This window comes from Palleniella muris (assembly GCF_004792655.1).
Taxonomy (GTDB): domain Bacteria; phylum Bacteroidota; class Bacteroidia; order Bacteroidales; family Bacteroidaceae; genus Prevotella; species Prevotella muris_A.
The window spans coordinates 94974-121760 of record NZ_SRZC01000010.1; the positions used below are offsets into that span (position 1 = coordinate 94974).

Here is a 26787-nt window from a genome sequence, read left to right on the forward strand (position 1 = left end):
CTTGTTTCCGTCTTTTGCGCCATGCTCGTTTCACTCCATGCCATGGCAGGATGTAACGGGATTCCAGGAGTTTCTTGCTTTGAAAGGAATGATGACATAACAAAAACAGACACCCGGACAATGAAAAAGATAATCATCAGCGTCAACGGCAGGTCAATGACCGCCACGCTTGCCGACAACTCTTCCGCCGCCGCTCTCGTGGCATTGCTGGAGCAGGGATCGCTGACCTACAATGCGCATGACTATGGCAACTTCGAGAAGGTAGGCGACATAGGGCACGCTCTCCCACGCAATGATGAGTACATCACCACCGTTCCCGGCGACATAATCCTCTATCTGGGGAACAACGTCTGCATATACTACGACACAAACGAGTGGAATTTCACGCGCCTTGGCAGGATTGACAATCTTTCCGCGTCCGAGATAAGGAGCATCCTCGGCACAGGCGACTGCACCGTCACACTTTCTCTTGCCGGAGAAACACCGGTGGAGAGAGTGAAAACAGGCACAACAACTGCTGCCACCGCTGTCCGAGGATTTGATGGAAAGGCATTGGATAAGATTCCTGCAAAGGGTATTTACATAGAAAACGGAATAAAGAAATCAAGAAAATGAAGACAGTAAACATCGACTCTGTACAGGCTTTCAACGACAGGTTTGGCTTTGAGACCTTCCATCCGCTTGTCTCCGTGGCGTATTTTGACGGGGAGAGCGGCGCGGAGGAAGAGGAGTGCGACATGCACTATGGGGTTTATGCCCTTTTCCTCAAGGAGACGAAAGGGTGCAGCCTGTCGTATGGGCGCACGAAATACGACTTTGACGAGATGACCGTGACATCCTTCGCCCCGGGGCAGACCATACATGTCGAACCGACAGGTGTGCGGTCGAAATGGACAGCCCTTGTGTTCCACCCCGATTTCCTTGCGCGTACGCAGCTTGGCAGGCAGATTTCACGCTATGAGTTCTTCAGCTATTCGAGCAGCGAGGCCTTGCATCTCTCCCCACAGGAGATTGAAGTCTATCGCGGAGTGTTGGGAATGATAGAGCAGGAGCTGCACCATGCCATCGACAAGCACACGCGTGAGCTGATTGTCAGTAACATAGAACTGTTGCTGAACTATTGCCTCCGCTTCTACGACCGTCAGTTCACAACTCGCGAGGAGATAAACCACAGTGTCGTTCAGCGTTTTACAAAGATGCTTGACGAGTATGTCCGCGACAAGGCACGCACGAATGGCTTGCCCCATGTGGCATATTTCGCCGACAAATGCTGCCTTTCCACCGGCTATTTCGGTGAACTTGTGAAGGCGGAGACAGGGCGCACCGCCAAGGATTTCATCACTGACCGCCTGCTCCTTGCCGCCAAGGAGATGCTTAGTGACGGCGAACTGAGCATCACGCAGATAAGTGCCGGACTCGGTTTTGAGTACCCTCAGCATTTCGTGCGCTTCTTCAAGCGGTGCACGGGGCAGACTCCCACGCAGTATCGCACGGCATAGGGAAAAACGTTGCCATACAGTCCGCTTTGCGAAAGGTAACACTTTGCCTTGTGAAAGGTTACCTTTTGCCATGCAAAGTGTAACACTTTACCGCACAAAGTGTTACCTTTCGCCGGAGCATCAATCACGTTGCGTTGTGTGTTATATGTAAGTTGTTGTTTATCAGTGTGTATGCCGATTGAATTAATGAATATGATATATAAGAATATGAAACGCTGTTTGAGTTTTGCTTTTATGGCATTCCTCGCTTTGGGTGCGCATGCGCAGAGCAAGGTCTATGTCACCCGTGAGATAACTCCGGAGTCTCTTGTCCGCATCTACAAAGCCTTGGGACGGACTGCCGAAGGGCGCGTGGCGGTGAAGATAAGCACAGGCGAGTCGCAGAAGACAGGCTATCTTCGCCCAATGTTCATCAAACCTTTGCTGGACGAGGTGCATGGCACCATTGTGGAGTGCAACACCGCCTATCCGGGCACACGGAACACTACCGAGGCGCACAGGCAGACCGTCCGCAAGCATGGCTTCACAGCCGTTGCGCCTGTGGACATCATGGACGAGGAAGGGGACATGAACATCCCGGTGAAGGACACTGCGCACATCAAATACGACATTGTCGGCAAGCATCTGGCGTACTATGACTTCATGATTAACCTCGCCCACTTCAAGGGACATCAGATGGGCGGTTTCGGAGGAGTGCTGAAGAATGCGAGCATCGGTGTCGCTTCCTCTGCCGGAAAGGCGTACATCCATTCGGCGGGAGTGACTGACGATGTGGCGAAGATGTGGAGCCATATTGACGATCAGGACGGTTTTGTCGAGTCTATGGCGTCCGCAGCCCAGGCTGTGCATGACTATTTCGGCAACGGTGAGCGGATTGTCTATATTGCGGTTATGAACAACATGAGCATCGACTGTGACTGCAATGCCAATCCGCAGAAGCCTTTGATTGCCGATTATGGCATAGTCGCCTCCCTTGACCCTGTCGCCTGTGACCAGGCTTGCTATGACATTGTCGCCAAAATCCATAAGGACGCGCACAACAATCCGCAGCCCCTGCTTGACCGTATAGCACAGCAGCATGGCACGCATATCCTGACTTGGGGCGAGAAAATCGGGCTTGGCTCACGGAAGTATGAGATTGTAAACATCGACAAGTAGGCTTCGGTGGAAGGAAAAGTCATAAAAGAAACATACAGTCAAACAGGATTGCTTTGCGGAAATATGCAAGTGCATTACTCGTGGTTTTCAAATTATTCACTGATTGTGTTTTTGCATAATCCCTATGTTCTGCCGTAATCGCTTCCATGCAAAGTGTGGCTCCGCCACATTTTGCATGGAAATATTGACAGTAAAGGCATGCGTGTTTTCACAATTTATTTTGTTTGACCATAAAAAGAACAAGAATCAATGAACAGAATATTCACAACATTATTAATATTATTTGCTATGTCAACAATAAAAGCACAGACCCTGACCGAGCGTCAGCTGCATCTTGCCACCGTTGCAAGTCTTGAGGCACAGGGCGACCTTGCGCGTCTGGAAACGGCAGTGCGCAAGGCACTTGACGGAGGTGTCACGGTCAACGAGATGAAAGAGGCATTCTCTCATCTTTATGCCTACACGGGTTTCCTACGTTCCCTTAACGCTCTGGGAGTGTTGTCAAAGGCTTTGAATGACAGAAAACCGGAGTGGAAGGACGGAAAGCCATGGACTCGCCCGGCTGTCTGGGACGATGCCAAGGCTGCATTGGAGCTTGGGACTAAGGTTCAGACACAGTTGTCGGGAGGAGCGTTCAACTATGATTTCTGTCCTCAGGACGATTACTACCTGAAGGCGCATCTTTTCGGTGACATTTTTGCCGGAGACCAGTTGTCCCATGCCGACCGTGAGATTGTCACAGTGGCAGCCCTCTCGGCATTGAAAGGCGTTGCGTCACAGCTTGCGTCCCACAAGCGTGGTGCTGTGAACATGGGAAACACGCAGGATCAGGTGGACGAGCTTTGCCGTTTCCTTACAGAGAACGGGCTGTCGCAGCATGACTCCGCTGCCGACGCTTGTGCCGGTGATTGGCAAAAGGGTGAGCCGAATGTGGGCTATGCGCAGTACTTTGTCGGCAACAGCCACCTTGCTCCCCTCCGTCCGAAGAACCTGAGGGATGGCGAGGCGACAGTCCTGCCGTGCAACAATGTCACTTTCGAACCGGGCTGCCGCAACAATTGGCACATACATCACGGGGCGCGCCAGATACTTGTCTGTGTCTCCGGCAAGGGATGGTATCAGGAGTGGGGCAAGCCGGCGGTAGCACTGAAGGCCGGTGACATCATCGATATTCCTGAAGGTGTGAAGCATTGGCACGGTGCTGCAAAGGATTCTTGGTTTCAGCACATAGCCACTCATGTCGCTGTTGAGAACACACAGCCCGGCTCAGAGCCTAATGAGTGGTTGGGGAAGGTGAGCGACGAGGAGTACAATAAGCTGCATTAGTGTGTTCTTGAATGTTTGGATGATTCGGATTCGTTCTGATTTATTGGTGTCGTCCGGTAAAATAACAATGACAAGCAGCAAAGTTATTGTATATCATTAGCTTATGAGGTTTTTCTTCAAAAGTGGCTTGCCTTGGGAACCGCTGACGCGGTTTTTCGCACAGAAACTTCCGGACATTTGTGTACACAATAGAGATGCATTGCGTTTTACCGAACCAATAATTCAGATTGAATTAATTTTGCCGGCTAACTTATTTTTAGTAATTTTGCACTCAGAATCAAAACAAACAAATAAGGAAAAGAAATGAAACTCATACCAAGTTTTGCAGTAGACCATACCAATCTGCAGCCGGGAATCTATGTTTCCCGTCAGGACGAAGTAGGCGGTGAGACCGTCACCACGTACGACATACGCATGACTGCTCCCAATCATGAGCCGGCAATGGCACAGGGCGCACTCCACACCATGGAGCATCTTGTCGCAACATATCTCCGCAACGATGAGGAATGGAAGGACAAGGTAATCTATTGGGGACCTATGGGCTGTCAGACCGGCAACTATCTCATCATGAAAGGCAGCCATTCATGTGAGGAAATGCGTGAATTTATGCTCCGTGCATTCAAGTTTGTCGTGGATTTTGAAGGCGAAGTGCCGGGCACAACGCCTGCCACCTGCGGCAACTGCTTGCTTCATGACCTCCCGATGGCAAAGTGGGAGTCACGCCGTTATGTAGAGCGTCTGACCAACGCCTTCCATTGTGAGTATCCTAAAGCTGAATAAGGGAGAAGCGGATTGGGAAGGATGACAAAGGACCAACTGCTTGAGATGGTTCGCGACAGCACGCAAGTGATGACCTTGCGTCAGAAACTTGCGCTTGTAGCCATGCTGAGTATGCCGGCGATGATAGCCCAACTGTCGTCTGTCGTGATGCAGATTATCGACGCGTCGATGCTCGGTCACCTCGGCACTCATGAGGCTGCTGCCGTGGGACTTGTGTCCACGACATGCTGGCTGTTCGGAGGTGTGATTTCAGGTCTTGCCACAGGATTCTATGTTCAGGTGGCGCACAAGATAGGAGCGAATGATGCCAAGCGTGCGAGGAGCATTGTCAGGCAAGGCATTTCGTGCGGACTGGCATTCAGTGCGTGCATAACGCTTGTGGGACTTCTCATCGCCCCGCATCTGCCGGTATGGCTTGGGGCGGAAGAGGCTATACGTGGGAATGCCACGCTCTATTTCTCCATCGTTGCATTGGCAATGCCTTTGCTGATGATGAACAGTCTTGCAGCCGGCAGTCTGCGTTGCAGCGGCAATGTGAAGACACCGAGTGCACTCGGAGTGATGATGTGTGTGTTGGACGTTTTGTTCAATTTCCTGTTCATCTTCGTGCTGGATATGGGCGTTCTCGGTGCCGCTTTGGGCACATGGGCGGCATACTTTATCACGATGGTTCTGATGATGTATTTCCTTGTGGCACACGACAGGAACCTGCGCTTCTCACTCGATAAGGTGCAGAAGTTCAAGCCTCATTGGGATACACTGTCCAATGTGCTGAAGATAGGCACACCGATAAGTCTGGAACGTGGCGTGATGTCCGGTGCGCAGGTTGCCATTTCGGGCATCATAGCACCTATGGGAAGTGTGGCAATCGCTGCCAACACGTTCGGTGTGAATGTCGAAAGCCTGTGCTATATGCCGGGTTACGGCGTGGCAGAGGCCGCCACAACACTCGTAGGGCAGAGCATGGGGGCGAAAAGACAGGAGCTTATGCGCAGCTTTGCATGGATTTCAGTCATGTTGGGCATGGCTATCATGGCACTTATGGGTGTCGTGATGTGGGTCTTTGCACCGGAGATGATGGCGATTGTGACCTCCGATGCGGACGTCATACGCCTTGGTACGGAGGTCTTGCGCATAGAGGCATGGGCGGAACCGGGCTTCGCTGCTGCCATAGTCACTTACAGTGTGTTCGTCGGAGCAGGAAGGACGATGGGGTCAAGTGTGCTGAATCTCGCAAGCATCTGGGGCGTAAGACTTACGTTGGCGTTACTGCTCGCACCTACAATGGGGCTGCATGGCGTGTGGATTGCCATGGCAATAGAACTTACATTCCGTGGCATAGCATTCTTGTTGAGGCTGAAATTCAGGCTGAAGATAAGGGAATGACCATAAAATACATTATATAATAACAGTAAAAACATTTATCATGACAATAATAAAAGACAAGGAATATGGCGGCGAACGCCCTTTGTATGCTGTCCATGATGTGCGGCTCGAGAATGTTACGATACATGTCGGTGAGTCAAGCATCAAGGAGACAAGCAACATCGAGGCGGAACACTGCACCTTCGAGGGAAAATATGTCTTCTGGGAGACAAATGGTTTCCAAGTCAACGACTGCTATTTCGCTGAGAGTGCGCGCTCCAGCTTGTGGTATTCGCGCAACTGCCGCATGACAAACTGTAAGGTTGACGCGCCGAAACTCTTCCGCCGTATGGAGGGAATCTATGTTGAGAACACCGATTTCCCTAACGGCGAGCAGTTTCTTTGGGACTGCAAGGATGTGGAGATGCACAATGTCTCCATAGGGAATTGTGACTATGTCTTCATGCACACGGAGAATATCCGTCTCGAAAACTATCGCCAGGACGGCAATTACGGTTTCCAGTATGCCAAGAATGTTGAGATACACAATGCCGTAATCAACTCAAAGGATGCCTTTTGGGAGGCGGAGAACGTGACAATCTACGACAGTGAGCTTAATGGCGAGTATCTCGCATGGTACGGCAAGAACATCCGTCTTGTGCGCTGCCACCTCACCGGCGAGCAGCTTCTGTGCTATGTTGACGGGCTTATCCTCGAGGACTGCACCTTCGGCGATGACGCGAACCTCCTCTTCGAGTATTCAACGGTGAACGGAACTATCAAGGGCGATGTCGTCTCAATAAAGAATCCTACGAGCGGAAAGCTCACTGTCGAGGGTAAAATCGACGAACTTATCTTTGACGAGAACCAACGCCGGCCTGCCGATGTTGTGATAACAGAGGGCTGAACCCCGATATATAGTTCAAAATCACTGTAGGTTTTTCTTACCATTGGTAAAGGCTCAGATATAAGGAAAATAGGGAAAAACAGGGAAGAGATTGAAATTCTTCCCTGTTTTTTTTGTTTTTAACCCAACTCGGTCATTGGAAAGAAACATCCGTGTTTGCTTTCATAACCAACTAATATTATGTGTTTTGTAAAGGCTGTTTTATAATGACTGTCATTAGAAAACAGCCTTTACAAAACAGAATTGCGAGAACACTCACGCCTTATTGTAAAAATGTTCATGCAAAGTGTGGCAGCGCCACACTTTGCATGGAAGCGATTATGGCAGAATATGGGGATTATGAAAAAACACAATTATGGAGTAATGGGAAAGCCATGAGCAATGCGCTTGCATATTTTCGCAAATCAATTCTGTTTGACTCTAAAAATAATCCTAATGACCGATTTGGGTTTAATACGTTTTTGATTATCTTTGCACTTGACAAAAATGCGGATATCCGCAATAAAATCAAGTGTAATCCCTGAAAGCTGGAAGTGGATTTCGTTGCTAACAAAGGGAGCAAGCGTTGTTACATACAGTCTGCCTTCGCTATTCCGGACGAGGACAAACGCTTGCAGGAAACCAACTCACTGCGACGCATAAAAGATTTTCACCGTAAGATTGTTGTAGTGCGGGACAAAATAATCCCATGGTATGATGAAAATGGTATATATTATATAGGTGTAGAAGATTTCGTATTGAAATATATTGATGAGTTGGAGACTCATTCTAAAAACACTATGTTTGGCAAGACAATTATAATTACCGTGGTATTTTGGCATTAATACTACAGAAAGAGAAGCAATAATGGAGGGCGCATCTGTATTTTGATGTACCCTCTGTTTTGCATTCTATGGTTTGTATATTGCCATAGTCATAACTTTATGACAGCCGTAAAGCAGTCGGGGAACGCTTCTTCAATGCCTTGCGGACAGTCCTTGAAGAGTCCGAAAAGTGTGGAACCGCTGCCGGACATCAGCGCAAAGTCCGCACCGAGTGTGTAAAGGCGTTCCTTTATCGCGCCAAGTTCAGGGTGCATTGTGAACACCGGCTCTTCAAAATCATTGGTCAGCAGACCTTTCCATTGGCTTACCGGCAGCTTGATGATGTCCTTGCAGCACATCGCCGGACGGCGTGGAGTAATCATGCCATAAGCCTTGCCTGTGGAGACTGCTATGTCGGGTTTCACCAAGGCTATGTAGTAGCCGTGGAGGATGTCCGCAGCGTCACCGATAGGGGACAGGCGGTCGCCGATTCCTGTGGCATAAGCCGGTCGGGAAGTGATGAAAAAGGCACAATCAGCACCTAACTTTGCTGCGTAACGCTCCATCTCTTCGATGCTCAGACCGAGGCTGAACTGCTCGTTGAGGAGCGTTATCATTGCCGCAGCATCACTCGAACCACCTCCGAGACCTGCCTGTGACGGGATGTTCTTGAAGAGGTGGGCATGCACGCGAGACAGTTTTCTGTCGTTGGCGATGAGGTTGTACGCCTTCACGACAAGGTTCTTTTGCTCCGGGCATAACGGCTCCCAGGATTCCGCTTCCTCGCCATTGCCGGCAGTTTTGACCTTTGTCAGCAGGTCGCACGCCACATCGGAAGGGAACTTTTCGTCCATCTCCGTTATCTCAAGTGCGTCACACAATGGGATAGGGTAGAACACGGTCTCAAGGTCATGGTAACCGTCGGCGCGCCTCGCAATGACATTCAGACCGAGGTTTATTTTGCAACAAGGGAATGCTATCATACGTAATGTGTGGATAATGATTATTTGTTTTTATGTCACAAAGTTAGAAATAAAAAACTATAATTCCAAAAATGTTTTTAAGATTTTGGGATTCAATTCCGAAATTATTATAAGTTTTTTAGATTTGATTCCAAAATTCTTAAAATGGAGAGTGTGGAATCGTAAGATGCAATGTAATATGCTCATGTCAGTTTTTTAATGGTTTTGTTTGTTTTGTCCGTAATTTGTTGTACTTTTGCATAAAATTAAAGCACTTAATTATATAGAACAATGAAAAACAGAGAATGGAAGAAAATCAAGGATTTCGAGGAAATCCTGTTTGAGGAATATAACGGAATAGCGAAGATAACAATCAATCGTCCACGCTATCGCAATGCCTTCACTCCTAAGACCACATGGGAATTGTCGCAGGCATTCTCGCTCTGCCGTGAGATGCAGGACATCAGTGTGGTGCTTCTTACGGGTGCAGGCGACAAGGCTTTCTGCTCCGGAGGTGACATGAATGTCAAGGGACGTGGAGGATATATTGACGGTGATGGCGTGCCACGCCTGAGTGTGCTTGACGTTCAGATGCAGATTCGCCGTTTGCCAAAGCCGGTAATTGCCATGGTCAACGGCTATGCCATTGGCGGAGGACATGTGCTGCACCTTGTCTGCGACCTTACGATAGCAAGTGAGAACGCCATTTTCGGACAGACAGGACCGAAGGTGGGGTCGTTTGATGCCGGTTTCGGAGCGTCCTACCTTGCCCGCATTGTTGGTCAGAAGAAGGCACGTGAGATATGGTTCCTGTGCCGCCAGTACTCAGCGAAAGAGGCAGAGGAGATGGGCATGGTGAACAAAGTCGTGCCGTTGGAACGCTTGGAAGACGAGTGTGTAGAGTGGGCAGAGACAATGATGGAGCGCAGTCCGCTGGCTCTCCGCATGATAAAAGCCGGACTTAATGCCGAGCTTGATGGACAGGCGGGTATTCAGGAGTTGGCCGGTGATGCAACGATGCTTTACTATTTCCTTGACGAGGCTCAGGAGGGCGGCAAGGCTTTCCTGGAGAAGCGTAAGCCTGATTTCAAGAAATATCCAAAACTGCCGTAGTAATGTTTTCCCGCAGATTTACGCAGATGTCAGAATGGTGGGGTGAAAAACGTTTGCAATGAATATCCCCCACAGATTTCGCAGATTTACGCTGATAATGCAATAAACAACTATCTGTGGAAATCTGCGAGATCTGCGTGACAATAAAAGAAAATAATATGACGGAAAATGAAATAACGTATCAGATACGTGGAGCAATATACAATGTATATAATGAACTTGGGCCTGGCTTGTTGGAGAATGTTTATGAGGCAGCCATGGTCTATGAGTTGCGCAAGCGTGGATTGAAGGTGGAAAGTCAGAAAGCAGTTGAAGTGTTTTATGATGGAAAGCGGTTGCCGGTTGATTACCGACTGGACTTGCTTGTAGAGGAAAAGGTAATTGTGGAGTTAAAGTCTGTAGAGGAAACAAAGAATCTCTTTTTCAAGCAATTGATGACATATCTCCGCTTGACCGACAAACGAGTTGGCATACTCGTGAATTTCACATGCGATGACATAAACGCTAATATCCATCGCAGAGTGAATGATTATAGATAATGTTTTTCCCGCAGATTACGCAGATTTCCGCTGATGTCAGAATTGTGGTGCGTAAAACGTTTGCAATGAATGCGTTCCTGCAGATAATGCCACAAACAACTATCAGCGTAAATCAGCGTAATCTGCGGGAAAATAAAACATTTTGAATATTAGAGTAAAAATGAATCAATGGCTTACAAGATAGACATAACGGAGCGTGTCCTGCACTTTAAGCAGCCTGCAGGAACATCGCGCGGAACCTATACTACAAGGCGTTCATGGTTCTTGCGGTTGACCTCCGGTGAACAACAGTCCGGACGGGTTGGGATAGGGGAGTGTGCGCCCTTGCCAAACCTCAGTTGCGATGATATTCCGGATTATGCCTCCGTGTTGCGTGAGATGTGCGACCGTTTTGAGGCTTCCGGCATCATTGACTACGACCTGATGCGTCCTTATCCATCCATGCTTTTCGGTTTGGAGACTGCCCTCCAGAATTACAAGGCATGCTCTCCGGTGCTTTTCGACACAGCGTTCGGACGCGGTGAAGAAGGCATTCCAATCAACGGACTTGTATGGATGGGAACGTTTGACGAGATGTTTGCGCGCATGGAGGAGAAGATGCGCCAAGGTTTCCGTTGCATAAAGCTGAAGATTGGCGCAATAGATTTCGACCATGAACTGGAGCTTATACGCCATATCCGCGAGAATTTTACAAAGGAGCAGATAGAACTCCGCGTGGATGCCAATGGTGCATTCTCTCCGCAAGAGGCTTTGGAAAAGCTTGAAAGGCTCGCACGTTATGACATTCATTCCATAGAGCAGCCCATCCGCCAAGGACAATGGGAGGCAATGGCAAGGCTTTGCAAAGAATCGCCGCTTGCCATTGCGCTTGACGAAGAACTGATTGGGGTGAACGAAAGCAAACGCAAGCAGGAACTTTTGGACATAATCCGCCCTGCTTACATTATTCTTAAACCATCTCTGCATGGAGGACTGAACGGTGCGGAGGAGTGGATAAGTCTTGCCTGTGAGCGTGGCATGGGAAGCTGGGTGACAAGCGCGTTGGAGAGCAATGTCGGGCTTAACGCCATCGCCCATTTCACTGCCCATGCCTATGGCTCGGGAATAACGATGCCGCAAGGATTGGGAACGGGAATGCTCTTCACGGATAACATACCGATGCCGTTGGAAATCCGTGGTGACAAGCTGTGGTATACGGGGAAGCCTGAGACAAACTCCGTCTGTCCTGTGATAAAACTGTGATGTGGAATGACAGTAGAAGAGTTTATAGACGACTGGCATTCGCCTGCCGATAAGCTGCTTGTCCACACAAGTGGATCTACCGGAAAGCCCAAACCTTTGTGGGTAGAGAAGAAGCGTATGGAGGCAAGCGCACGGATTACATGCTCTTTTCTTGGTCTGAAAGCCGGGGAAAGTGCCTTGCTGTGCATGCCGTTGGACTTTATTGCAGGGAAGATGATAGTGGTACGTTCGATAGTTTGCGGACTCCGCCTTGTCAGTGTGCCACCCTCAGGTCATCCGTTTTCATCGCTTGTGGCTGATGGCGGTACGCACGAAGATGAGCCTTTTTCCCTTGTGGCAATGGTACCGATGCAGGTTTACAATACACTCCGCTGTCCGAAGGAGCGCGAGGCTCTCATGCGTGTGCGTAATATAATAATAGGTGGTGGAGCCATTGACGAAGCGTTGGAAAAGGAACTGCGCACATTCCCCAATGCAGTGTGGAGCACTTACGGAATGACAGAAACACTCTCCCATATCGCTCTGCGTAGGATAAATGGTCCGGAGGCAAGCCAATGGTACACACCGTTTGAGAATGTCAGTGTCAGTCTTAATGCCGATGACTGCCTTGCCATCGATGCACCGGCGGTATGTTCATCGTTGCTTGTGACCAATGATCGTGCGGAGATTGCGCCCGACGGCCGTCGTTTCCGTATTCTTGGGAGGAAGGATAATGTGATATGTAGCGGTGGGATAAAGATTCAGATAGAGGAAGTGGAGCGCAAGTTGTGCCAATGCCTCTCCGTTCCGTTCATGATAACTAAGCGCAAGGATGCAAAATTCGGCGAGATAGTTGTCCTGCTTGCTCAGTCTTCCGACATGGATGAAGTGCGTAATGTCTGCAAACGCGTACTCCCTCCCTATTGGCAGCCCCGCCTTTATGCTTCGGTGGAGTCCCTGCCGATGACCGCAACCGGCAAGCCTGCACGTGCTGAGGCTGAGAGAATTGCCTCAGGATTATTTGTAAACAGTGAGCCCTGAAAGTTATTGCGTAACTTTCAGGGCTCTTTTGATATTTTTATCTCACAATTATCTTTATTGTCTCGTTACAGCCTTTAGCTGTCATTCTTATTATGTAAGTGCCGCCGGCAAGTGACAGATTTTCTTTTGCCACAGTCTCTACATTGGCGCGCACTGCGGATAGTGTGCCGATTTTTACGCCTTCAATGGTGTAGACATCACATCTTATAATCTCGTTGGCAGGAATATGGTTGATAGCTGTTGCTACCACAACTTTCAGCACACCGTTGGAGGTGCTTAAAGCAGAGTAATCCCATGCCATGCCTGCCGGCAATGAAGGAAGCTCAAACTTAGGCATGCCTTCAAATGAACCGGCCGTCCAAAGTGTGAACTCATCGCCTACAGAAGGAGAATAGTTGCTATTCATTCCTACTTTCAATGTGCCGTTGAGTGTCATCTTGCCCGCAATGTCCATAGAAGAGTTGACATTGGTCTTGCCAGGTGCATTGTTGATGTAAAGACTAAGTACACCGTCCTCGGCGATATTTACATTCTTTGTTGCCGTAATCAGTCCGTAATGAGTTGCGGATGTTCCTGTGTAGTAGCCTGGCTCTAACATTGCGCCATTCTGCACACTGATGGAAGCTACTGTGCCTTGGCCGCGCATCTTCACTGTCTCACCTGTAAGAGTGATAGTGTTGGCTGATGACAAATCAGGCAGTGATACGCCTCTGCCGGCTGCGGCAGGCAATGACATGATGCCCTTGTTGACGGTCACGCTCTTAGGTGTGCCCAATGCCTTTGTCACCTTCCATTCTCCGTCACCGGTCTTGGTAAGAGCCATGCCGGCGAATGTTCCTGTATAGGAAATTGTCTCATTGCGTCCGCCGATAGTGACATTGCCCGTAGTGCGGAGCTCTCCTGCGCCCTTCATGTTTCCTATTGTCATCTGTCGTGAACCGGCATTTACGACAACTCCGGAATTGATGTTCAGAGTGCCATTAGGCAATCCATAAGAATTATCCCAAATGAAATCAGGATCATAAGAACCACTCTTAGAGTAAGCTGCTGTTACTGTACCCTCGAATGCTGACCAGTTGCCCTGCAATTGGTTTCTTACGCTTCTTGCATAGACAGTGATAGAACCAGCACCTGTCAGTTTGCCTTTATAGTCGCATCTGCCGTCAAGGTAATAGTGACCTGTGCATTTCTCCGGTACGATGATGTTTACATTGTTTGAAGAGAAAGAGTAGATGTTGTCTGCATCACGCATAGTGCCGTTTCTCAGTTCTACAGTGGAAGGCCACTGCTGCACACTGCTGCTGTTCTCTGAAGCCTGTACGGTGCCACCGTTGATGACAAGCTTTGTCACACTGTTGCTGTTGCCGAGTGCAAGTGTTCCAGCCCCCGTCTTTGTAAGAGTCTGGGTAGCACCGGAGATGCCTCTGCCCATTGTCAGTGTCTTGCCGCTTGCCACTTCTATTGTGCCTCCGCCTGTACCGATAGAAACAGGCTGACCCAATGTTGTGCTCTCATTGGTTGAAAGTGTAGCACCATTATTGATAGTGACTCTTGTGTTTATGTCGCCAAGTGAGCCAAGGTCAGTACCGATTGCGTTTGCAAACACATTGGCAACAAGCTTGCCGCCGTTAATAACAACACCACTTTCGAATGTGTTGATGTTGTTGAGTGTCACATTGCCAGCACCGTTCTTTGTCAGAGTGCCCTTGCTCAGGATGCTTTCGCCATTGATGGTGTAGTTCTTGTTCTCATTGTTGAAAACAACATTGCCCGGTGCAACAGTTGCCATGACATTAACGTTGGTGTTTGTGGCATTGTCATCGAAAGTAACATCATCTCCAGGCACGAACGTTCTCTTCTCGCCCGATGTGCCGTCCACGAAATTCTGTGTGTCATCGAGGTCCCAGTTGCCGTCTTCGCTGCCAGTCCAAGTCGCGTTGCCTGCTTCATAGGCAGTGATGTCAAGATAGAGCTTGCCATTCTCGTAGGCAAACACCTTCTTGTAGTCATCCATACCCTCAACAATCAGGTCGTCAAGGTTTCCTTCTATCTTTGCCACTTCGGCAATAAGATACCTTCCGCTCTGCATGTTGTGGTCTGTAAGCTCTATGACCGGTGCAAGGTACTGTGGACCATTAGTCCAGTCTTTCTTCTCAATGGTCAGTGCTTCCGCCTTTACCATGTCGGCTTGCAGTCCATCGCCGAAGATGTCAATCTTCAGTCGGGAGCCGAAGCCCATAGCCAAGGTTGTTGTCTCCATAGAGCTTGCCTTGTCGTCAGTGCCGATATTCACCTCTGAGGCATAATCCATCTTTATGCCTTTCATAAAGCGTCCGCCGTTGGTGTTCAGCACAGCAAAGCGGTTCAGCCACAACGGACTGTTTTGCAATGTGCCGTCGAAATTCAGCGTTCCTGCCCAAATGTCTGTCTCACCGCTGTATGTCTCTGTGACATTTGGCAATGTAAGTATGCCGTCACCCTGCTTGATGAGACGCATCTCACCGGCAAATGCTCCGCCTGTTATGGTATGTGTGAACACCTCAGTGGTGATATTATTGTTGTTGTCATGTCCCTGCACCCATGTCGGAGCATTCACAGTAAGGATGTAAGGCGTTGCACCATCCGCTACATTGACCGTCATGTTGCCTGTCTCACACATAATCAGGTGCTTGTCGTTCGCATTGCTGCCAATGGTTGTTCCGTTAGCAACCTCTGTGCGTCCTGTCATTGTCAATGGTGCCGGAGCTTTTGTAATGCCTTCCAATTCACCAAGGAAATAGCTTGGGTGCGGTGTCTGGTTGTATCCGCACATCTGCCATACCATGGCGTTACGATACTGATGGTCATGCCACAAAGAGTAGTTGCGCCACGGAGTCTCTATGTCTGTGGTGTAGATACGTATGTTGTTGTCACCGTCGCGCATGATGACCTCCTCACGCCAGTCGCCCAAAACATCGCCCTGATAACAAGGTGTGCCCTTGGTGTCGTTGTTTGTCTTGCTGCCCTCAAGCAACGCTATTCTTCCTTCGCGGGCTTTGAAGATCGCACCTTGGGTGTTCTTGCCGTTGCTGTAATCGAATGATTCCTCGCACAAGTCGCCGTCCCAATATATGCGGAAATTCTGTGTGATGCTTACCGAAGCCTTGTCATCGCCGACAGTTCCGGTATGCGTCACCGAACTTATCAGATTCCCGTCACGGCTTGTCACGCCCTGTGCTCCCGGATAGTCATTAAGGAAATTGCCCATATTGGCGCGTCCATCGTCATTGCCACCAGTTGTGCGGTAATAAATCTTTGATGTTGTTGCATCGCGGAAATTGTTGTTAGGGCGATCCTCGTTGCAGGCGAAGATTTCCTGACCATGTGTGTAAGGGTCAAAATCACTGCAATGCTGCGAGTCACCATGTCCCAATCCTGTTGTTGAGAGTCCATGTCCGTTGTCGTCTATCACCATAGAGCCGAAGACAATCTCGTCCCTTCCGTCCCAGTCAACATCTGCAATACCGAAATTATGATAACCCTGACCGTACCATGACGAACCGGCATCATTGCAGTTCCAACGCCAACGCTCCACAAGTTCATGTGTGGCAGGATTGACATCAAGTGCAATCATCTTATGGCGGGTGTAGATACCGCGTGCAAGGAAGATGCTTGCATTACGGCCGTCAAGGAACGGAGCACCGAAGAAATGCTTTGTCGAGCGGTGCCCATAGCCGTCACCCCAAGCCTTGTCAAGGTCTGTCTCTCCCTCCTCAAGTCTCTTTAGCGGATAGTCCTTCACCTGATAAGGCTTTCCCGTCTGTCCGTTCACGTAGACAAGATATTCCGCTCCGTCATGCATGAACCAGTTGGCTCCGCCGCCTGTTGCAGCACGGTAGTTCTTGGAAGCATCACCGATAACATGTGTCGTGCCGTCAGCCATGTGAATCGTCGTGCCGTCAGCAGCACGGAACACAGCTTCCGCCTTGCCGTCCTTGTCCCAGTCAAAAGCCACGATGTTCTGTTCGTTGTTCTGGAAGTCTCCCATGTTAGGACCACAGTTTACCCACCACAGCACCGTGCCGTCCTGCTTCAGGCATTCAAACAGCGAATACTCGCCATTGTAGCCGTCACGTGGGTAGCTGGCGTTTATCTCGCTCTGGTTGTCATATTTCATGAGAATCTCCAATTCTCCGTCGCCGTCCACATCAGCGCAACAAGCATCGTTAGGCACATAAGTACTTTTAAGTGACGGGTCGTGCTTCGGGACTATCGTCTTGTAGTTTTTCTCCCATACTTTTGTGGCAGGGCTTTTTGCTTGTGCCACTCCTCTCACAACAGCCTCCACGGTGTATGTGCTGCTTGCAGAGCCGTTAGTATCCGTAAAATTGGATGCATCCAATGGCTCTGCATTCAGTTTTGTGCCGTCACGATAGATGTTGTATTTAACGTCATAATACTCCTCGGCTGTGATTCTCCAACTGCAGAACACACCCTTGTCTGTCTTTACCGCAACCAGTCCCCGATTCAACTTGTCGGTCATTCGTTGGGCGTTGGCTCCCATGATGCAGAAAGCAACAAAAGCAGCCGACAACAAAATCTTTTTCATATTCTTTTCTTGGTTTAGCTATAAGTTTGTTTTACATAGACAATGCGTCTCTTCCTTATTATGGAAGAAACTATGCTATTATGCTGCAAAATTAGCAAAAACAAGCGGAAGATATATGTAATTCTGTGCGCATAAGATGTAATTTTGTATAAAAGCACAGTTTTTTTGCGAATTTACAGTACAGTCAAATGCGTCAGATACATATAATTAAAATAAGAAAACTTACAGAAGCAGTGCCTTGATTTGAAAACGGTATTAATATATTCCTTATTAATGACGTGCAGTTTCTTTTCTGCAAAGATAGTCATTTGCGGTGAATAAGTGATTTTTTGTGATATGTTAACAAAAAAAAGAGCAACATGGTCTGCCATAGTCCTTAGGGATTGTGCAAGCCTGTCGCTCTTTTTTCTGCGTATAAATAAAATTACTTACTTCTCAGCTCTTGTCAGTTTCATGATGACATTGCCGTCCTTGTCATACACCTGTGCGCTGTTGCCATTGATGCTGATGCGTGCGGTGGTGTTGATAGCCTGTGTGACAGCGTCCTCGATTTCCATGCTCTGACCCATCATCCGTGTCATGCCGACCTGAGTGAAGGACATGTTCCTGCCGTCACTTGTGTAGCCTCCGAAGAAGGAGTTCACACTGGCATTGCCGTTGATGCGTCCGTCATTGCCGAAATTTATAGTGGCAGGGCGGTCGCCATTGGCAGTGCTTTTGCCCATAGCCTGCTCTATTTTCCACTCTCCGAAGAGTCCGCCGCCGGTGTTAAGGATTGTCTTTTCCGTTGTGCATGCACTCATGGTTGCTGCAATGAATGCTGCCATAATGATGTTTCTTGTCTTCATAATCTTTGTGTGTTTCTTTTTATTATCCGGCACAAAGATACTCATTTTTTCCGGAACGACAAACGGAAATTCCCTAATAGTGCATGGGAAAACCCTAAGAAGGCTGTTGGAAAGGGTGGAGACGGTGGCTTTACCATTGTACAATCTTCTTCATCTCTGATATGTTCCGCCAAAGACACAACCGGAAAGGCTATTTCGCCAGCTTCTCGATTGTGGCTACCGCCTCCGTTTGGTTATCCTCTGAGACACCCACTTTGGCAAAGCGCACGATACCGTCCTTGTCGATGATGATGGTGAGAGGGAAGCCTTGCTGCCCGACAAGGGCAACTATGTCGGACGCTTCCTGCAGGTGAGTCCATGTGAATCCGTGCTGCTTGGTGATAGGGAGTATCTCGTCCGACTTGTGGCGTGATGCGGAAAGGAACACCACATCAGGGAACTTTTCCTTCCATGTCGACAGGACAGGCATCTCGCGGCGACACGGTCCGCACTCCTTTTGCCATACGTTTATCACATAGACCTTGCCTTTTAGGGATGCATTGCTCCATGTTTTCTCATCGGTGTCCTTATAGCTGAACTTGATGAACGGTTTGCCAACTTCCACCCCGATACCTTCGTATTTGCTTCTGACAGAAGGCTTTCGCCCGTTATAGTCACGCAAAATCTGTTCCGCATACTTCACTTTATCGGCAGGGATGGCTTGGGCGATGAGCTTTTTGTCGAGCACAAATCCCTCCGGAGCATAGATTGCGATTATCCTGCCACCGTCAGGAGTCTTTATGAATGCCATGGCAGAACCACCGGGCATGACATCCCTGGCGTGCTTTTTGCTGAAAAAATATCCGTCGGAGATGCAGTACGGTGCTTCACTGCTCTCCGTTTCGGTCTGTGCCTGCATGGGCAATGCCGCAAACAGCACGGCAAGCAATGCGATGAACTTTGTTTTCATGGTAAAAGTATTTGTACTAATGTGGTGTTAATTTTATATGGTATGGAGGGGCAATCCGCCCCTCCGGTTGTGTTTTTATCTCTTCAATGTGATAAGAATCACGCCATTCTTGCCTTTCTCGCCATATTGCTTGGTGGATTCTTCGTTCTTCAGAATATCCACCTTCTCTATGTTGTCAGGCTTAATGTCTTTGATGGACTTGTACTCAGTCTCGCTGATTGGCTTGCCGTTGACAATGATCAACGGGGCTTTTGTGTCATTTGTGCCTACGGAAACAGCCTGCGATGCACTGCCGGACTTTGTCGCTGTGTCATTTCGGAAGACAACAGGAATGAAGTATTTCACACGCACCGGCTTGCCTTTCTGTTTGCCCGGAATCCATTTCGGCATGGCTTTCACTACACGCACAGCCTCATTGTTAAACTCCGGAGACAAGGATTTCATGAGAGCCACATCTGTTATGGAACCGTCAGTGTCAACGATAAACGAAACTATGACGCGTCCTGCCACACATATTGTGCCAGCTTCTTTCGGATACTTGATGTTCTCACCGAGGAACTTCATCAACGCTGCAGGGCCTCCGGGGAACTGCGGCATCTCTTCCACGACGTCATACGCCTTGTCATCATCCTTCGGCTGCACATCCTTTACGGCAGGAGTTTCCTCCTTTGCGGCAACGGTTGGTTTTTCGGTTTCTGCCGGTTGGCTGAAGACATGCTTGTCAGCGGCACGCACGAGTGTCTCGGAATTCTCTACGATGCTTTCCTCCATCTTCTCCATTTCAGGGTTGGCGAAAGCCACTACAGCCACGGCTGCCAGAGGGAGCGCTACTAATGCCTTCACGCATTCCCAACGATTTGTCTTCTCGGTCTTCATCATTGTAATTCGTTTTTTGAGTGAGTATTTGTTAAGGTTGTTTGCTATTGCGAACAGTTGGTCGCCTACAGCCTTGCGCACAAGGAGCATCTGGTAGGCGGTGGCATTGACTCCGCTGTCGAGGACTGCCTCGTCGGCCTCGTATTCGTGGATGTCCTGCAACTCGGATTTCAGTAACCACGCTGCGGGATTGAACCATTGCACTGCCGCAAGGACATTGCAAAGCAGGATGTCGGCGGAATGCAGGCGGCGGATGTGTGCCGTTTCGTGAGTGATGATGGCGTGGCTGTTTGATTCGTAGTCGCTTCGGCCGATGATGATGTTGCCAAACCAACTGAACGGCGGTGTGTCATCACGGAGGATATGTATCCTTATGCCGTCCGCGGTCGTTATGGTTTCCTCCGCCTTGCGCATCATACGGTAGATTCCGATGTAGGAGACTATCATCCTTGCGGTGAAGATTATCACACCGATGACGTATGCCATGAGGGCGAAATGCGTGGCGTTAAGTCTGAACTCCTGCTCTTCCTGCTGCTCCATGATGGTGAGCATAAGGCTGTCGATGGCGATGGTCCCCACAGCCATCGGTTGCGCTTCCCGGCCGACAGTAACGTGGACGAACGGCAGAACCAGTGACAACGCCACAAGCGAGAGCAGCACGAAGCGGTTGAAAGTGTGCAGGGTGGTGCGGCTCAACAGCAGTCTGTAGAAGATGTAGAACATCACAAGGCACAAGGAAACCTTGACGGAATAGACAAGAAACTCTCCCATAAGTCTTATTCCCCTTCTATTTGCCTGATGAGTTCCTTCAAGTCCTCAACAGAGATTTTCTCTTCACTGACAAGTGTGGAGACAGCTCCGAGGTACGATTTGCCGAAAAATTTGTTGATGACCCCTGTCAGTGAGCGGTTGCGGTACTTGTCCCTGCTGATGGCGGCGAAGTACTTGTAGCTCCTCGTGCTTACTGCGCGGTGGCTCAGGAAACCTTTCTCTTCGAGTATGCGCACAAGGGTTGAGAGCGTGTTGACATGCGGTTTTGGCTCCTCGTAGAGAGCCTGCAACTCGCGGATGGACATCTCGCCGTTTGCCCAGATGTGGCTCATTATCTCCTCTTCCTTGACTGTAAGTGTTTTCATAATGCTTTCTTGTGGTTGTTTTGTTTTCTGCCGGCAAAGTAACTAATAATTTTCGTTATCTCCAAATTTGCCCAAAGAAATCAACTAAAACCATTAGTTATTTTAACTAAAATAATTAGTTAACTATCTCCTTTAACATCTTTCCGGTGCTTTGCTGCCGTGTGATAACCCGCCTGCCGTGTCTGTTGTTTTGGCACAGGAACAAGCGTCGCAGAGCATGCTGTTATGCATGGTTTTGTGAAAGGTAACCTTTCGCACTGCAAACCCTTACCTTTCGCATGGTAAAGTGTTACCTTTTATGATGCAAAAGGTAACACTTTGTCGTATAAAGAAAATGCTAAAAGTAAGTTGTTGATTATCAGTGTTTTTTTTGTTATGAGGATGTGTCGAAACTCAAACCGATGTTTTCAAAGGTTGCAATTTGCAAGTTTAGTACTACAAACTACCGCTGCGCGGTAGAGGCTGAATGTTCGATTGTTTGAGAATTGTTTCTTTTCGATATTGTATAGACTGTACTTACAAATTGAAAGTTGGGTTTTTGAAAACGGGCATTTTGACACACCCTCATAAAGAAAATACTGGTGGTTTGATACTACAAGCTCTTGGAATAAAAGCATTGAAGCCACAGGTCTGCCATTCTCTTGTGGGCTGCCGGGGTGGGGTGGATGCCGTCCCAAATCCAGTATTGCTTTGACGGGGTGGTCAGCGAACCGAACATCTTAGCGAAAGGCACAAGTGTGGCATTGTGCTTTGTGGCAAGACGGACTGTTATTTCTGCCAGTTTGTCTGCGAGATGCTCGCGCAGGGCATAGTTCTCCGCGTCGCCACGCCAGCCGACTTTCGCCACGAAAGGGGTGCACAGCATAATGCGTACATTAGGGAACTGCCGTCTTGTCTCTGTCAGAAGACTGTCGTAACGTCGTTCCCAATCCTTCAAGTCGAAGTCCTTTGCTCCGCTTCCGAGGAACTGTTCCACGTCGTTTGTGCCTATGAGTACGGACAGCACATCAGGCTTCATCTCCATACAGTTCTGCTGCCATGTTGCTTCAAGGTCAGAAAGTGTATACCCGCTTACCCCTCGGTTGAAGCATTCGTATTCGCCCGGCTTTTCCGCCATCAAGGTTGCTGCGGAAATCATCATGTAGCTGTGCCCGAAGATGTGGTTGAAGTCCGAATGGTTTCGTGCCTCGGAAGGGGTGGCGCGCCCTCCGCTGTTTCCCCATCCGCCGTCGGTGATGGAGTCACCTAAATAAAGTATTCGTAACGGAGCGGCGCAAATGATAGCCGGCAATGTCACCAATGCAAGTAAAAGTCTGAGTCTTTTCATTTTTGTTTGCTGTTGTTTTTGGATATTTCTCTGTAGGTATTTGGAATTTGATAACCTATGCAAAGTTACGCTTTTTTCTTTGAATCCGCACGCTGTGGCTTGCTTTTTTGTGTTTTGCAGATAAAAAACATGCAGAGCAGTCTGCCGGCCTCCTTTGGGTTATGCTACCGTGCTGATGAACAGAGATGCGGTGGAAACTGAAATGTGGGTATGGGATTACACATTGAATTATATAATAACACATCTCCAAGTCTGGCTTTTGCGTGCATGTTTCCATGCAAATTGTTGCGGGGCTGATGTGGCAAAGCCGTTTTGTGAGCCTTATTAATAAATATGAATGAAATTGTTGTTCCCTGCAATGCGAAGGTCTGGACTGTATCGAAAAATATGTTGCCTGTAGATACCGATAATTGTTATTAAAATTTAAAATAAGATTTTTGCTCGTCAAATATTCTTTATTTTGCTGTTTTTTTGTTACTTTTGCAGTGAATTGCGTTGGCGACAATGCTTTGTTGTCGTGAGCGCCACGTCTAATTAACCCCAAAAAATAATGAGTTTTATTAATACAAAGAAAATATTATTTGCATTCGTAAACCTATTTGTGGTCGTATCATCCGTATCTGCTCAGGACATGCTTGCACGCCAAGCGCCTGTTGACAGAAAGATGAAGGCTGTGGACACACTGACACTGAAACGTCTTATCAACCGCGAGCAGGCACTCTCGCCTGCAGCAGAGCTTTATGAGGACTGGAACAACAAATATGCCCATAAAGCGACAGAGCTTCCGGATTCGTTCAAAATCAATCTCCGGAATTTCTGCATGCCTACACCGTCCCGCGTCATAACATCCAATTTCGGCCCGCGCTGGGGACGTCAGCATAAAGGACTTGACTTGAAAGTATATATCGGAGACACAATCCGTGCGGCGTTCAGCGGCAGGGTTCGCATCGTAAGATACGAGGCGCGCGGTTACGGACATTATGTGGTCATCCGTCACAATAACGGTCTTGAGACGACATACGCCCACATGAGCAAGTCGCTTGTCGAGGAGAACCAGCCGATAAAGGCGGGAGAAGTCGTGGGACTTGGCGGCAATACGGGACGAAGCACAGGTTCGCACCTGCATTTCGAGACACGTCTCTGCGGTGTAGCCCTTGACCCTACGCTGTTCTTTGACTTCCGCAATCAGGATGTTGTAGGCGATTATTACATGTTCCGCCGTGACACATACCAGCAGGAAGGCCGCGAGGCGTCTGCTCTCCGTGGCAAGACCGGCAACGGAAGCTATACGCGTGAGCAGGTGACAGGCAAGCCTGAAGATGCCGAGAGCACTGACGGCGAGCAGTATGCTGAGAACCCACGCTACCATAAGGTGCGACGTGGTGAGACGCTATCCTCTATCGCAAAGAAACGTGGTACTACAATTGAGAACATCTGCCGCCTTAACCGTATAGGCAAAGTCAAGCGTCTGAAGGTCGGACAGATACTGCGCTTCTCGTAAGAAATGGAATAAAAAGATATGGGTAGAGTACTGCTGTTAGTTAAAAAAACATAACAGCAGTACTTTGCTTGTCATTATTAGATAGGAAATTAGTAATTTTGCATCCGAAATGTGTGGTATAGATAACCTCAAACTGGATATCAAGCTCCTCCCTGAAGGAGATTCTGCTGTGACGGCAAGTCTCGGCGGAGAGTTCTTCTCAGCAATAGAGGGCTCGGAGATAACTCAGGGTGACGTGCGCGTGGATGTGTCTATACGCAAGACCATCCACTTCTCTGATGTTACTTTCCATGCCATAGGCACAGTCGAAATCCCTTGTGACCGCTGTCTTGACCCGATGGAACAGCCCATTGACGCCATGCAGCATCTCACAGTGAAGTTCGGCAGTGAATACTCCGAAACAGACGACCTCATCACAGTGACCGAGGAAAACCCGGTACTTGATCTGTCATGGCTCGTCTATGAGGCTGTAATCCTCAGTCTGCCCGTCAAGCACGTGCATGCACCTGGAAAATGCAACCGTGCGATGATCCAACTGCTCGAAGAGCACAGCGCCACCCGAAGTGACGACACGGCAGAGGAACTGCAGGAGACAGACCCGCGGTGGAGCGCATTGGAAGAACTGAAAAAGCGTTTCAATTAAGTTGCGGAATGTCGGGGATGAACGTTCCCGCAGGCATTTCGAGACGGAGTGGAAAGGCAAAAGGAACATTGTAAATTAATCAAATCAAAAAAACTAAAATAAAATGGCACATCCTAAAAGAAGACAGTCAAAGACTCGTACACTTAAGCGTCGTACACACGACAAGGCAGTAGCTCCAACACTTGCAGTTTGCCCTAACTGCGGCTCATACTACGTTTACCACACAGTATGCCCTACTTGTGGACAGTATCGTGGTAAGATTGCCATCGTAAAGGAACTCGCTGATTAATAACCATCATTTACGTAAATGGAAAAAATCAATGCTGTAATCACCGGTGTTGGTGGCTATGTGCCGGAGTATATCCTCACAAACGAGGAACTCTCTCGCATGGTCGACACCAATGACGAATGGATTACAACACGTGTAGGCATAAAGGAGCGCCGCATCCTCAAGGAAGAAGGTCTCGGCTCAAGCTATCTTGCGCGTAAGGCTGCCAAGCAGCTTATACGCAAGACAGGCGTTGACCCACAGACAATCGACTGCGTCATCTGCGCCACAACGACATCTGACTATCATTTCCCGTCCAACGCCTCTATCGTTATAGGAAAGCTCGGACTGACAAATGCACATGGTTTTGATGTCTCTTGTGCATGTTGCGGATTCCTTTATACTGTGGACATGGCTGCTGCTTATGTGCAGAGCGGACGCTACAAGAAAGTCCTTGTCATAGCAGCGGAGAAGATGTCATCAATGGTTGACTATCAGGACCGTCAGACTTGTGTGCTCTTCGGCGACGGCGCAGCATGCGTTCTCGTTGAAGCCTCCACAGAGGAAGGCATGGGCATCCAGGACTCTTTCCTGCGTACAAACGGCATAGGTCTGCCTTACCTTCACATGAAGGCCGGCGGCTCGGTATGTCCTCCGTCACGCTATACGGTTGACCACCGCATGCACTATGTGTACCAGGAGGGACGCACAGTCTACCGTTATGCGGTGACAAGCATGTCGGACGATGTCAAAGAGATAATGAAGCGCAACAACCTCACAACTGACGATGTCAATTGGGTTGTGCCTCATGAAGCCAACATGCGAATCATTGAGGCTGTTACCAAGCGCCTTGACTTGCCAATGGAAAAGGTGATGGTCAACATCGAGCACTATGGCAACACAAGTGCTGCAAGCATCGCACTCGCACTTTGGGATTTCGAGAAGAAGTTCAAGAAGGGCGACAATGTGATTTTCACAGCTTTCGGAGCCGGTTTCGTTCACGGTGCTCTTTATCTTAAATGGGCTTACGATGGTGACTCAGTTACAGAGAACAATGCATAAGGCGGGATTCGTAAACATAGTAGGCAATCCTAATGTAGGAAAAAGTACGCTCATGAACCAATTGGTTGGTGAGCGTATTTCTATTGCTACCTTCAAGGCGCAGACTACGCGCCACCGCATAATGGGCATAGTCAATACGCCTGACATGCAGATTGTCTTTTCTGACACTCCCGGAGTGCTGAAGCCAAACTATAAGCTGCAGGAATCGATGCTTGCCTTCTCCGAGTCTGCACTTGTCGATGCCGATGTGCTCTTGTATGTCACGGACGTTGTGGAGAAACCTGAGAAGAATGCGGACTTCCTTGCCAAGGTGGCTAAACTGACCATACCGGTCATCCTGCTTATCAACAAGATAGATGTCAGTGACCAGAAAAGTCTTGGCGACATCGTGGACAAGTGGCATGGGTTGCTTCCTAATGCGGAGATTCTGCCTATATCAGCAAAGAACAAGTTTGGCGTTGATGTGCTCCTGAACCGCATAAAGCAGCTCATTCCTGACTCACCGCCTTTCTTTGACAAGGAACAGCTTACCGACAAGCCGGCACGCTTCTTTGTCTCAGAGATAATACGTGAGAAGATTCTTCTCTACTATTCCAAGGAGATTCCTTATGCCGTGGAAGTGCGTTGTGAGTCTTTCAAGGAGGATGATAAGACCATCCACATCCAGGCTGTCATCTATGTGGAGCGTGACTCGCAGAAAGGCATCATCATTGGACATCAGGGTGTTGCGATAAAGAAAGTCAACATCGAAGCACGCAAGCAGCTGGAGAAATTCTTCGATAAACATATCTATTTAGAAACATTTGTAAAAGTAGACAAAGACTGGCGCAGTTCAAAGAAAGAGCTTGACAGCTTTGGCTATAACCCCGAATAAT

General features: G+C 48.7%; 24 protein-coding genes. 17 read left to right on the forward strand and 7 right to left on the reverse strand.

Translation table 11 applies throughout. The features are described from left to right. Nucleotides 1-120: 120 nt before the first annotated feature. From E5358_RS07425 to E5358_RS07460, 8 genes are all read left to right on the forward strand, one after another. Nucleotides 121-615 carry a cyclophilin-like fold protein gene (locus E5358_RS07425; RefSeq protein ID WP_168354611.1) on the forward strand — a complete coding sequence of 165 codons (495 nt, stop codon included), beginning with the start codon at nt 121-123 and terminating at the stop codon, nt 613-615. Continuing rightward, nucleotides 612-1499, forward strand: a complete 888-nt coding sequence (locus tag E5358_RS07430) for a helix-turn-helix domain-containing protein (protein WP_135939599.1) — start codon at nt 612-614, stop codon at nt 1497-1499. Before E5358_RS07425 ends, E5358_RS07430 begins: the two co-directional genes overlap by 4 nt. A gap of 207 nt (nt 1500-1706) precedes the next feature. After that, on the forward strand, nt 1707-2657 hold the full coding sequence (locus E5358_RS07435) for a DUF362 domain-containing protein (RefSeq protein ID WP_135939600.1): 951 nt from the start codon (nt 1707-1709) through the stop codon (nt 2655-2657). A gap of 288 nt (nt 2658-2945) precedes the next feature. Next, the gene (locus E5358_RS07440) at nt 2946-3983 is read left to right on the forward strand and encodes a carboxymuconolactone decarboxylase family protein (RefSeq protein ID WP_277821207.1); all 1038 of its coding nucleotides are present in this window, start codon (nt 2946-2948) and stop codon (nt 3981-3983) included. A gap of 303 nt (nt 3984-4286) precedes the next feature. Further along, nucleotides 4287-4763 carry an S-ribosylhomocysteine lyase gene (locus E5358_RS07445; RefSeq protein ID WP_135939602.1) on the forward strand — a complete coding sequence of 159 codons (477 nt, stop codon included), beginning with the start codon at nt 4287-4289 and terminating at the stop codon, nt 4761-4763. 21 nt (nt 4764-4784) lie between these two features. Beyond that, nucleotides 4785-6149 (forward strand): MATE family efflux transporter, encoded by a 1365-nt coding sequence (locus E5358_RS07450; protein ID WP_135939635.1) that lies wholly within the window; start codon nt 4785-4787, stop codon nt 6147-6149. Between the two features lie 40 nt (nt 6150-6189). Next, nucleotides 6190-7035, forward strand: a complete 846-nt coding sequence (locus E5358_RS07455; RefSeq protein ID WP_135939603.1) for a DUF3737 family protein — start codon at nt 6190-6192, stop codon at nt 7033-7035. Nucleotides 7036-7241: 206 nt separating this feature from the next. Next, nucleotides 7242-7559, forward strand: coding sequence for a hypothetical protein (locus E5358_RS07460; protein WP_135939604.1), 318 nt, complete (start codon nt 7242-7244; stop codon nt 7557-7559). Nucleotides 7560-7948: 389 nt separating this feature from the next. Here E5358_RS07460 and ispE read toward each other — a convergent pair whose 3' ends face one another. Next, nucleotides 7949-8821, reverse strand: a complete 873-nt coding sequence (gene ispE / locus E5358_RS07465) for a 4-(cytidine 5'-diphospho)-2-C-methyl-D-erythritol kinase (protein WP_135939605.1) — start codon at nt 8819-8821, stop codon at nt 7949-7951. Nucleotides 8822-9091: 270 nt separating this feature from the next. Here ispE and menB point away from each other — a divergent pair, with 270 nt between their 5' ends. The 4 genes from menB (at nt 9092) to E5358_RS07485 (ending at nt 12714) form a co-directional block, all read left to right on the forward strand. Continuing rightward, nucleotides 9092-9913 (forward strand): 1,4-dihydroxy-2-naphthoyl-CoA synthase, encoded by an 822-nt coding sequence (menB, locus tag E5358_RS07470; RefSeq protein ID WP_135939606.1) that lies wholly within the window; start codon nt 9092-9094, stop codon nt 9911-9913. A gap of 158 nt (nt 9914-10071) precedes the next feature. Next, complete coding sequence (locus E5358_RS07475; RefSeq protein WP_135939607.1) at nt 10072-10452, forward strand: GxxExxY protein; 381 nt, start codon at nt 10072-10074, stop codon at nt 10450-10452. 168 nt (nt 10453-10620) lie between these two features. Beyond that, a complete protein-coding gene (locus E5358_RS07480) occupies nt 10621-11694 on the forward strand; it encodes an o-succinylbenzoate synthase (protein ID WP_135939608.1) in 1074 nt (357 codons plus the stop codon). Between the two features lie 6 nt (nt 11695-11700). After that, nucleotides 11701-12714, forward strand: coding sequence for an AMP-binding protein (locus E5358_RS07485; protein ID WP_135939609.1), 1014 nt, complete (start codon nt 11701-11703; stop codon nt 12712-12714). 37 nt (nt 12715-12751) lie between these two features. Here E5358_RS07485 and E5358_RS07490 read toward each other — a convergent pair whose 3' ends face one another. The 6 genes from E5358_RS07490 to E5358_RS07515 form a co-directional block, all read right to left on the reverse strand. Further along, nucleotides 12752-17302 carry a rhamnogalacturonan lyase family protein gene (locus E5358_RS07490; protein ID WP_135939610.1) on the reverse strand — a complete coding sequence of 1517 codons (4551 nt, stop codon included), beginning with the start codon at nt 17300-17302 and terminating at the stop codon, nt 12752-12754. A gap of 428 nt (nt 17303-17730) precedes the next feature. Next, nucleotides 17731-18150, reverse strand: coding sequence for an META domain-containing protein (locus E5358_RS07495; RefSeq protein WP_168354612.1), 420 nt, complete (start codon nt 18148-18150; stop codon nt 17731-17733). A gap of 190 nt (nt 18151-18340) precedes the next feature. Further along, nucleotides 18341-19099 (reverse strand): TlpA family protein disulfide reductase, encoded by a 759-nt coding sequence (locus E5358_RS07500; RefSeq protein WP_135939612.1) that lies wholly within the window; start codon nt 19097-19099, stop codon nt 18341-18343. Nucleotides 19100-19174: 75 nt separating this feature from the next. Continuing rightward, nucleotides 19175-20746 carry a M56 family metallopeptidase gene (locus tag E5358_RS07505; protein ID WP_135939613.1) on the reverse strand — a complete coding sequence of 524 codons (1572 nt, stop codon included), beginning with the start codon at nt 20744-20746 and terminating at the stop codon, nt 19175-19177. A 5-nt stretch (nt 20747-20751) separates the two neighbouring features. Continuing rightward, the gene (locus tag E5358_RS07510) at nt 20752-21111 is read right to left on the reverse strand and encodes a BlaI/MecI/CopY family transcriptional regulator (protein WP_135939614.1); all 360 of its coding nucleotides are present in this window, start codon (nt 21109-21111) and stop codon (nt 20752-20754) included. Nucleotides 21112-21703: 592 nt separating this feature from the next. Further along, nucleotides 21704-22438: an SGNH/GDSL hydrolase family protein gene (locus E5358_RS07515; protein WP_135939615.1), complete on the reverse strand. Its 735-nt coding sequence runs from the start codon at nt 22436-22438 to the stop codon at nt 21704-21706. Between the two features lie 550 nt (nt 22439-22988). On the opposite strand from E5358_RS07515, the gene E5358_RS07520 reads away from it, so the two are divergent. The 5 genes from E5358_RS07520 to era all read left to right on the forward strand — a co-directional run bounded on the left by E5358_RS07520 (nt 22989) and on the right by era (nt 26786). After that, nucleotides 22989-23939, forward strand: a complete 951-nt coding sequence (locus E5358_RS07520; protein ID WP_135939616.1) for a M23 family metallopeptidase — start codon at nt 22989-22991, stop codon at nt 23937-23939. Between the two features lie 109 nt (nt 23940-24048). Then, nucleotides 24049-24582: a YceD family protein gene (locus E5358_RS07525; RefSeq protein WP_135939617.1), complete on the forward strand. Its 534-nt coding sequence runs from the start codon at nt 24049-24051 to the stop codon at nt 24580-24582. Between the two features lie 103 nt (nt 24583-24685). Next, nucleotides 24686-24871, forward strand: coding sequence for a 50S ribosomal protein L32 (rpmF, locus tag E5358_RS07530; RefSeq protein WP_135939618.1), 186 nt, complete (start codon nt 24686-24688; stop codon nt 24869-24871). An 18-nt stretch (nt 24872-24889) separates the two neighbouring features. Next, complete coding sequence (locus E5358_RS07535) at nt 24890-25912, forward strand: beta-ketoacyl-ACP synthase III (protein ID WP_135939619.1); 1023 nt, start codon at nt 24890-24892, stop codon at nt 25910-25912. Continuing rightward, nucleotides 25905-26786: a GTPase Era gene (era, locus tag E5358_RS07540; protein ID WP_135939620.1), complete on the forward strand. Its 882-nt coding sequence runs from the start codon at nt 25905-25907 to the stop codon at nt 26784-26786. The genes E5358_RS07535 and era overlap by 8 nt, the downstream gene beginning before the upstream one ends. The last annotated feature ends 1 nt before the right edge of the window (nt 26787 follow it).

Coding starts and splice junctions, on each gene's coding strand:
- E5358_RS07500 (WP_135939612.1), bottom strand. CDS start 19,099: ATGAAAACAAAGTTCATCGCATTGCTTGCCGTGCTGTTTGCGGCATTG.
- E5358_RS07480 (WP_135939608.1), top strand. CDS start 10,621: ATGGCTTACAAGATAGACATAACGGAGCGTGTCCTGCACTTTAAGCAG.
- E5358_RS07525 (WP_135939617.1), top strand. CDS start 24,049: ATGTGTGGTATAGATAACCTCAAACTGGATATCAAGCTCCTCCCTGAA.
- E5358_RS07515 (WP_135939615.1), bottom strand. CDS start 22,438: ATGAAAAGACTCAGACTTTTACTTGCATTGGTGACATTGCCGGCTATC.
- E5358_RS07475 (WP_135939607.1), top strand. CDS start 10,072: ATGACGGAAAATGAAATAACGTATCAGATACGTGGAGCAATATACAAT.
- E5358_RS07450 (WP_135939635.1), top strand. CDS start 4,785: ATGACAAAGGACCAACTGCTTGAGATGGTTCGCGACAGCACGCAAGTG.
- E5358_RS07460 (WP_135939604.1), top strand. CDS start 7,242: ATGACTGTCATTAGAAAACAGCCTTTACAAAACAGAATTGCGAGAACA.
- E5358_RS07505 (WP_135939613.1), bottom strand. CDS start 20,746: ATGGGAGAGTTTCTTGTCTATTCCGTCAAGGTTTCCTTGTGCCTTGTG.
- menB (WP_135939606.1), top strand. CDS start 9,092: ATGAAAAACAGAGAATGGAAGAAAATCAAGGATTTCGAGGAAATCCTG.
- E5358_RS07495 (WP_168354612.1), bottom strand. CDS start 18,150: ATGAAGACAAGAAACATCATTATGGCAGCATTCATTGCAGCAACCATG.
- E5358_RS07425 (WP_168354611.1), top strand. CDS start 121: ATGAAAAAGATAATCATCAGCGTCAACGGCAGGTCAATGACCGCCACG.
- E5358_RS07455 (WP_135939603.1), top strand. CDS start 6,190: ATGACAATAATAAAAGACAAGGAATATGGCGGCGAACGCCCTTTGTAT.
- E5358_RS07490 (WP_135939610.1), bottom strand. CDS start 17,302: ATGAAAAAGATTTTGTTGTCGGCTGCTTTTGTTGCTTTCTGCATCATG.
- E5358_RS07510 (WP_135939614.1), bottom strand. CDS start 21,111: ATGAAAACACTTACAGTCAAGGAAGAGGAGATAATGAGCCACATCTGG.
- rpmF (WP_135939618.1), top strand. CDS start 24,686: ATGGCACATCCTAAAAGAAGACAGTCAAAGACTCGTACACTTAAGCGT.
- E5358_RS07520 (WP_135939616.1), top strand. CDS start 22,989: ATGAGTTTTATTAATACAAAGAAAATATTATTTGCATTCGTAAACCTA.
- E5358_RS07535 (WP_135939619.1), top strand. CDS start 24,890: ATGGAAAAAATCAATGCTGTAATCACCGGTGTTGGTGGCTATGTGCCG.
- E5358_RS07430 (WP_135939599.1), top strand. CDS start 612: ATGAAGACAGTAAACATCGACTCTGTACAGGCTTTCAACGACAGGTTT.
- E5358_RS07445 (WP_135939602.1), top strand. CDS start 4,287: ATGAAACTCATACCAAGTTTTGCAGTAGACCATACCAATCTGCAGCCG.
- E5358_RS07435 (WP_135939600.1), top strand. CDS start 1,707: ATGAAACGCTGTTTGAGTTTTGCTTTTATGGCATTCCTCGCTTTGGGT.
- E5358_RS07485 (WP_135939609.1), top strand. CDS start 11,701: ATGACAGTAGAAGAGTTTATAGACGACTGGCATTCGCCTGCCGATAAG.
- era (WP_135939620.1), top strand. CDS start 25,905: ATGCATAAGGCGGGATTCGTAAACATAGTAGGCAATCCTAATGTAGGA.
- E5358_RS07440 (WP_277821207.1), top strand. CDS start 2,946: ATGTCAACAATAAAAGCACAGACCCTGACCGAGCGTCAGCTGCATCTT.
- ispE (WP_135939605.1), bottom strand. CDS start 8,821: ATGATAGCATTCCCTTGTTGCAAAATAAACCTCGGTCTGAATGTCATT.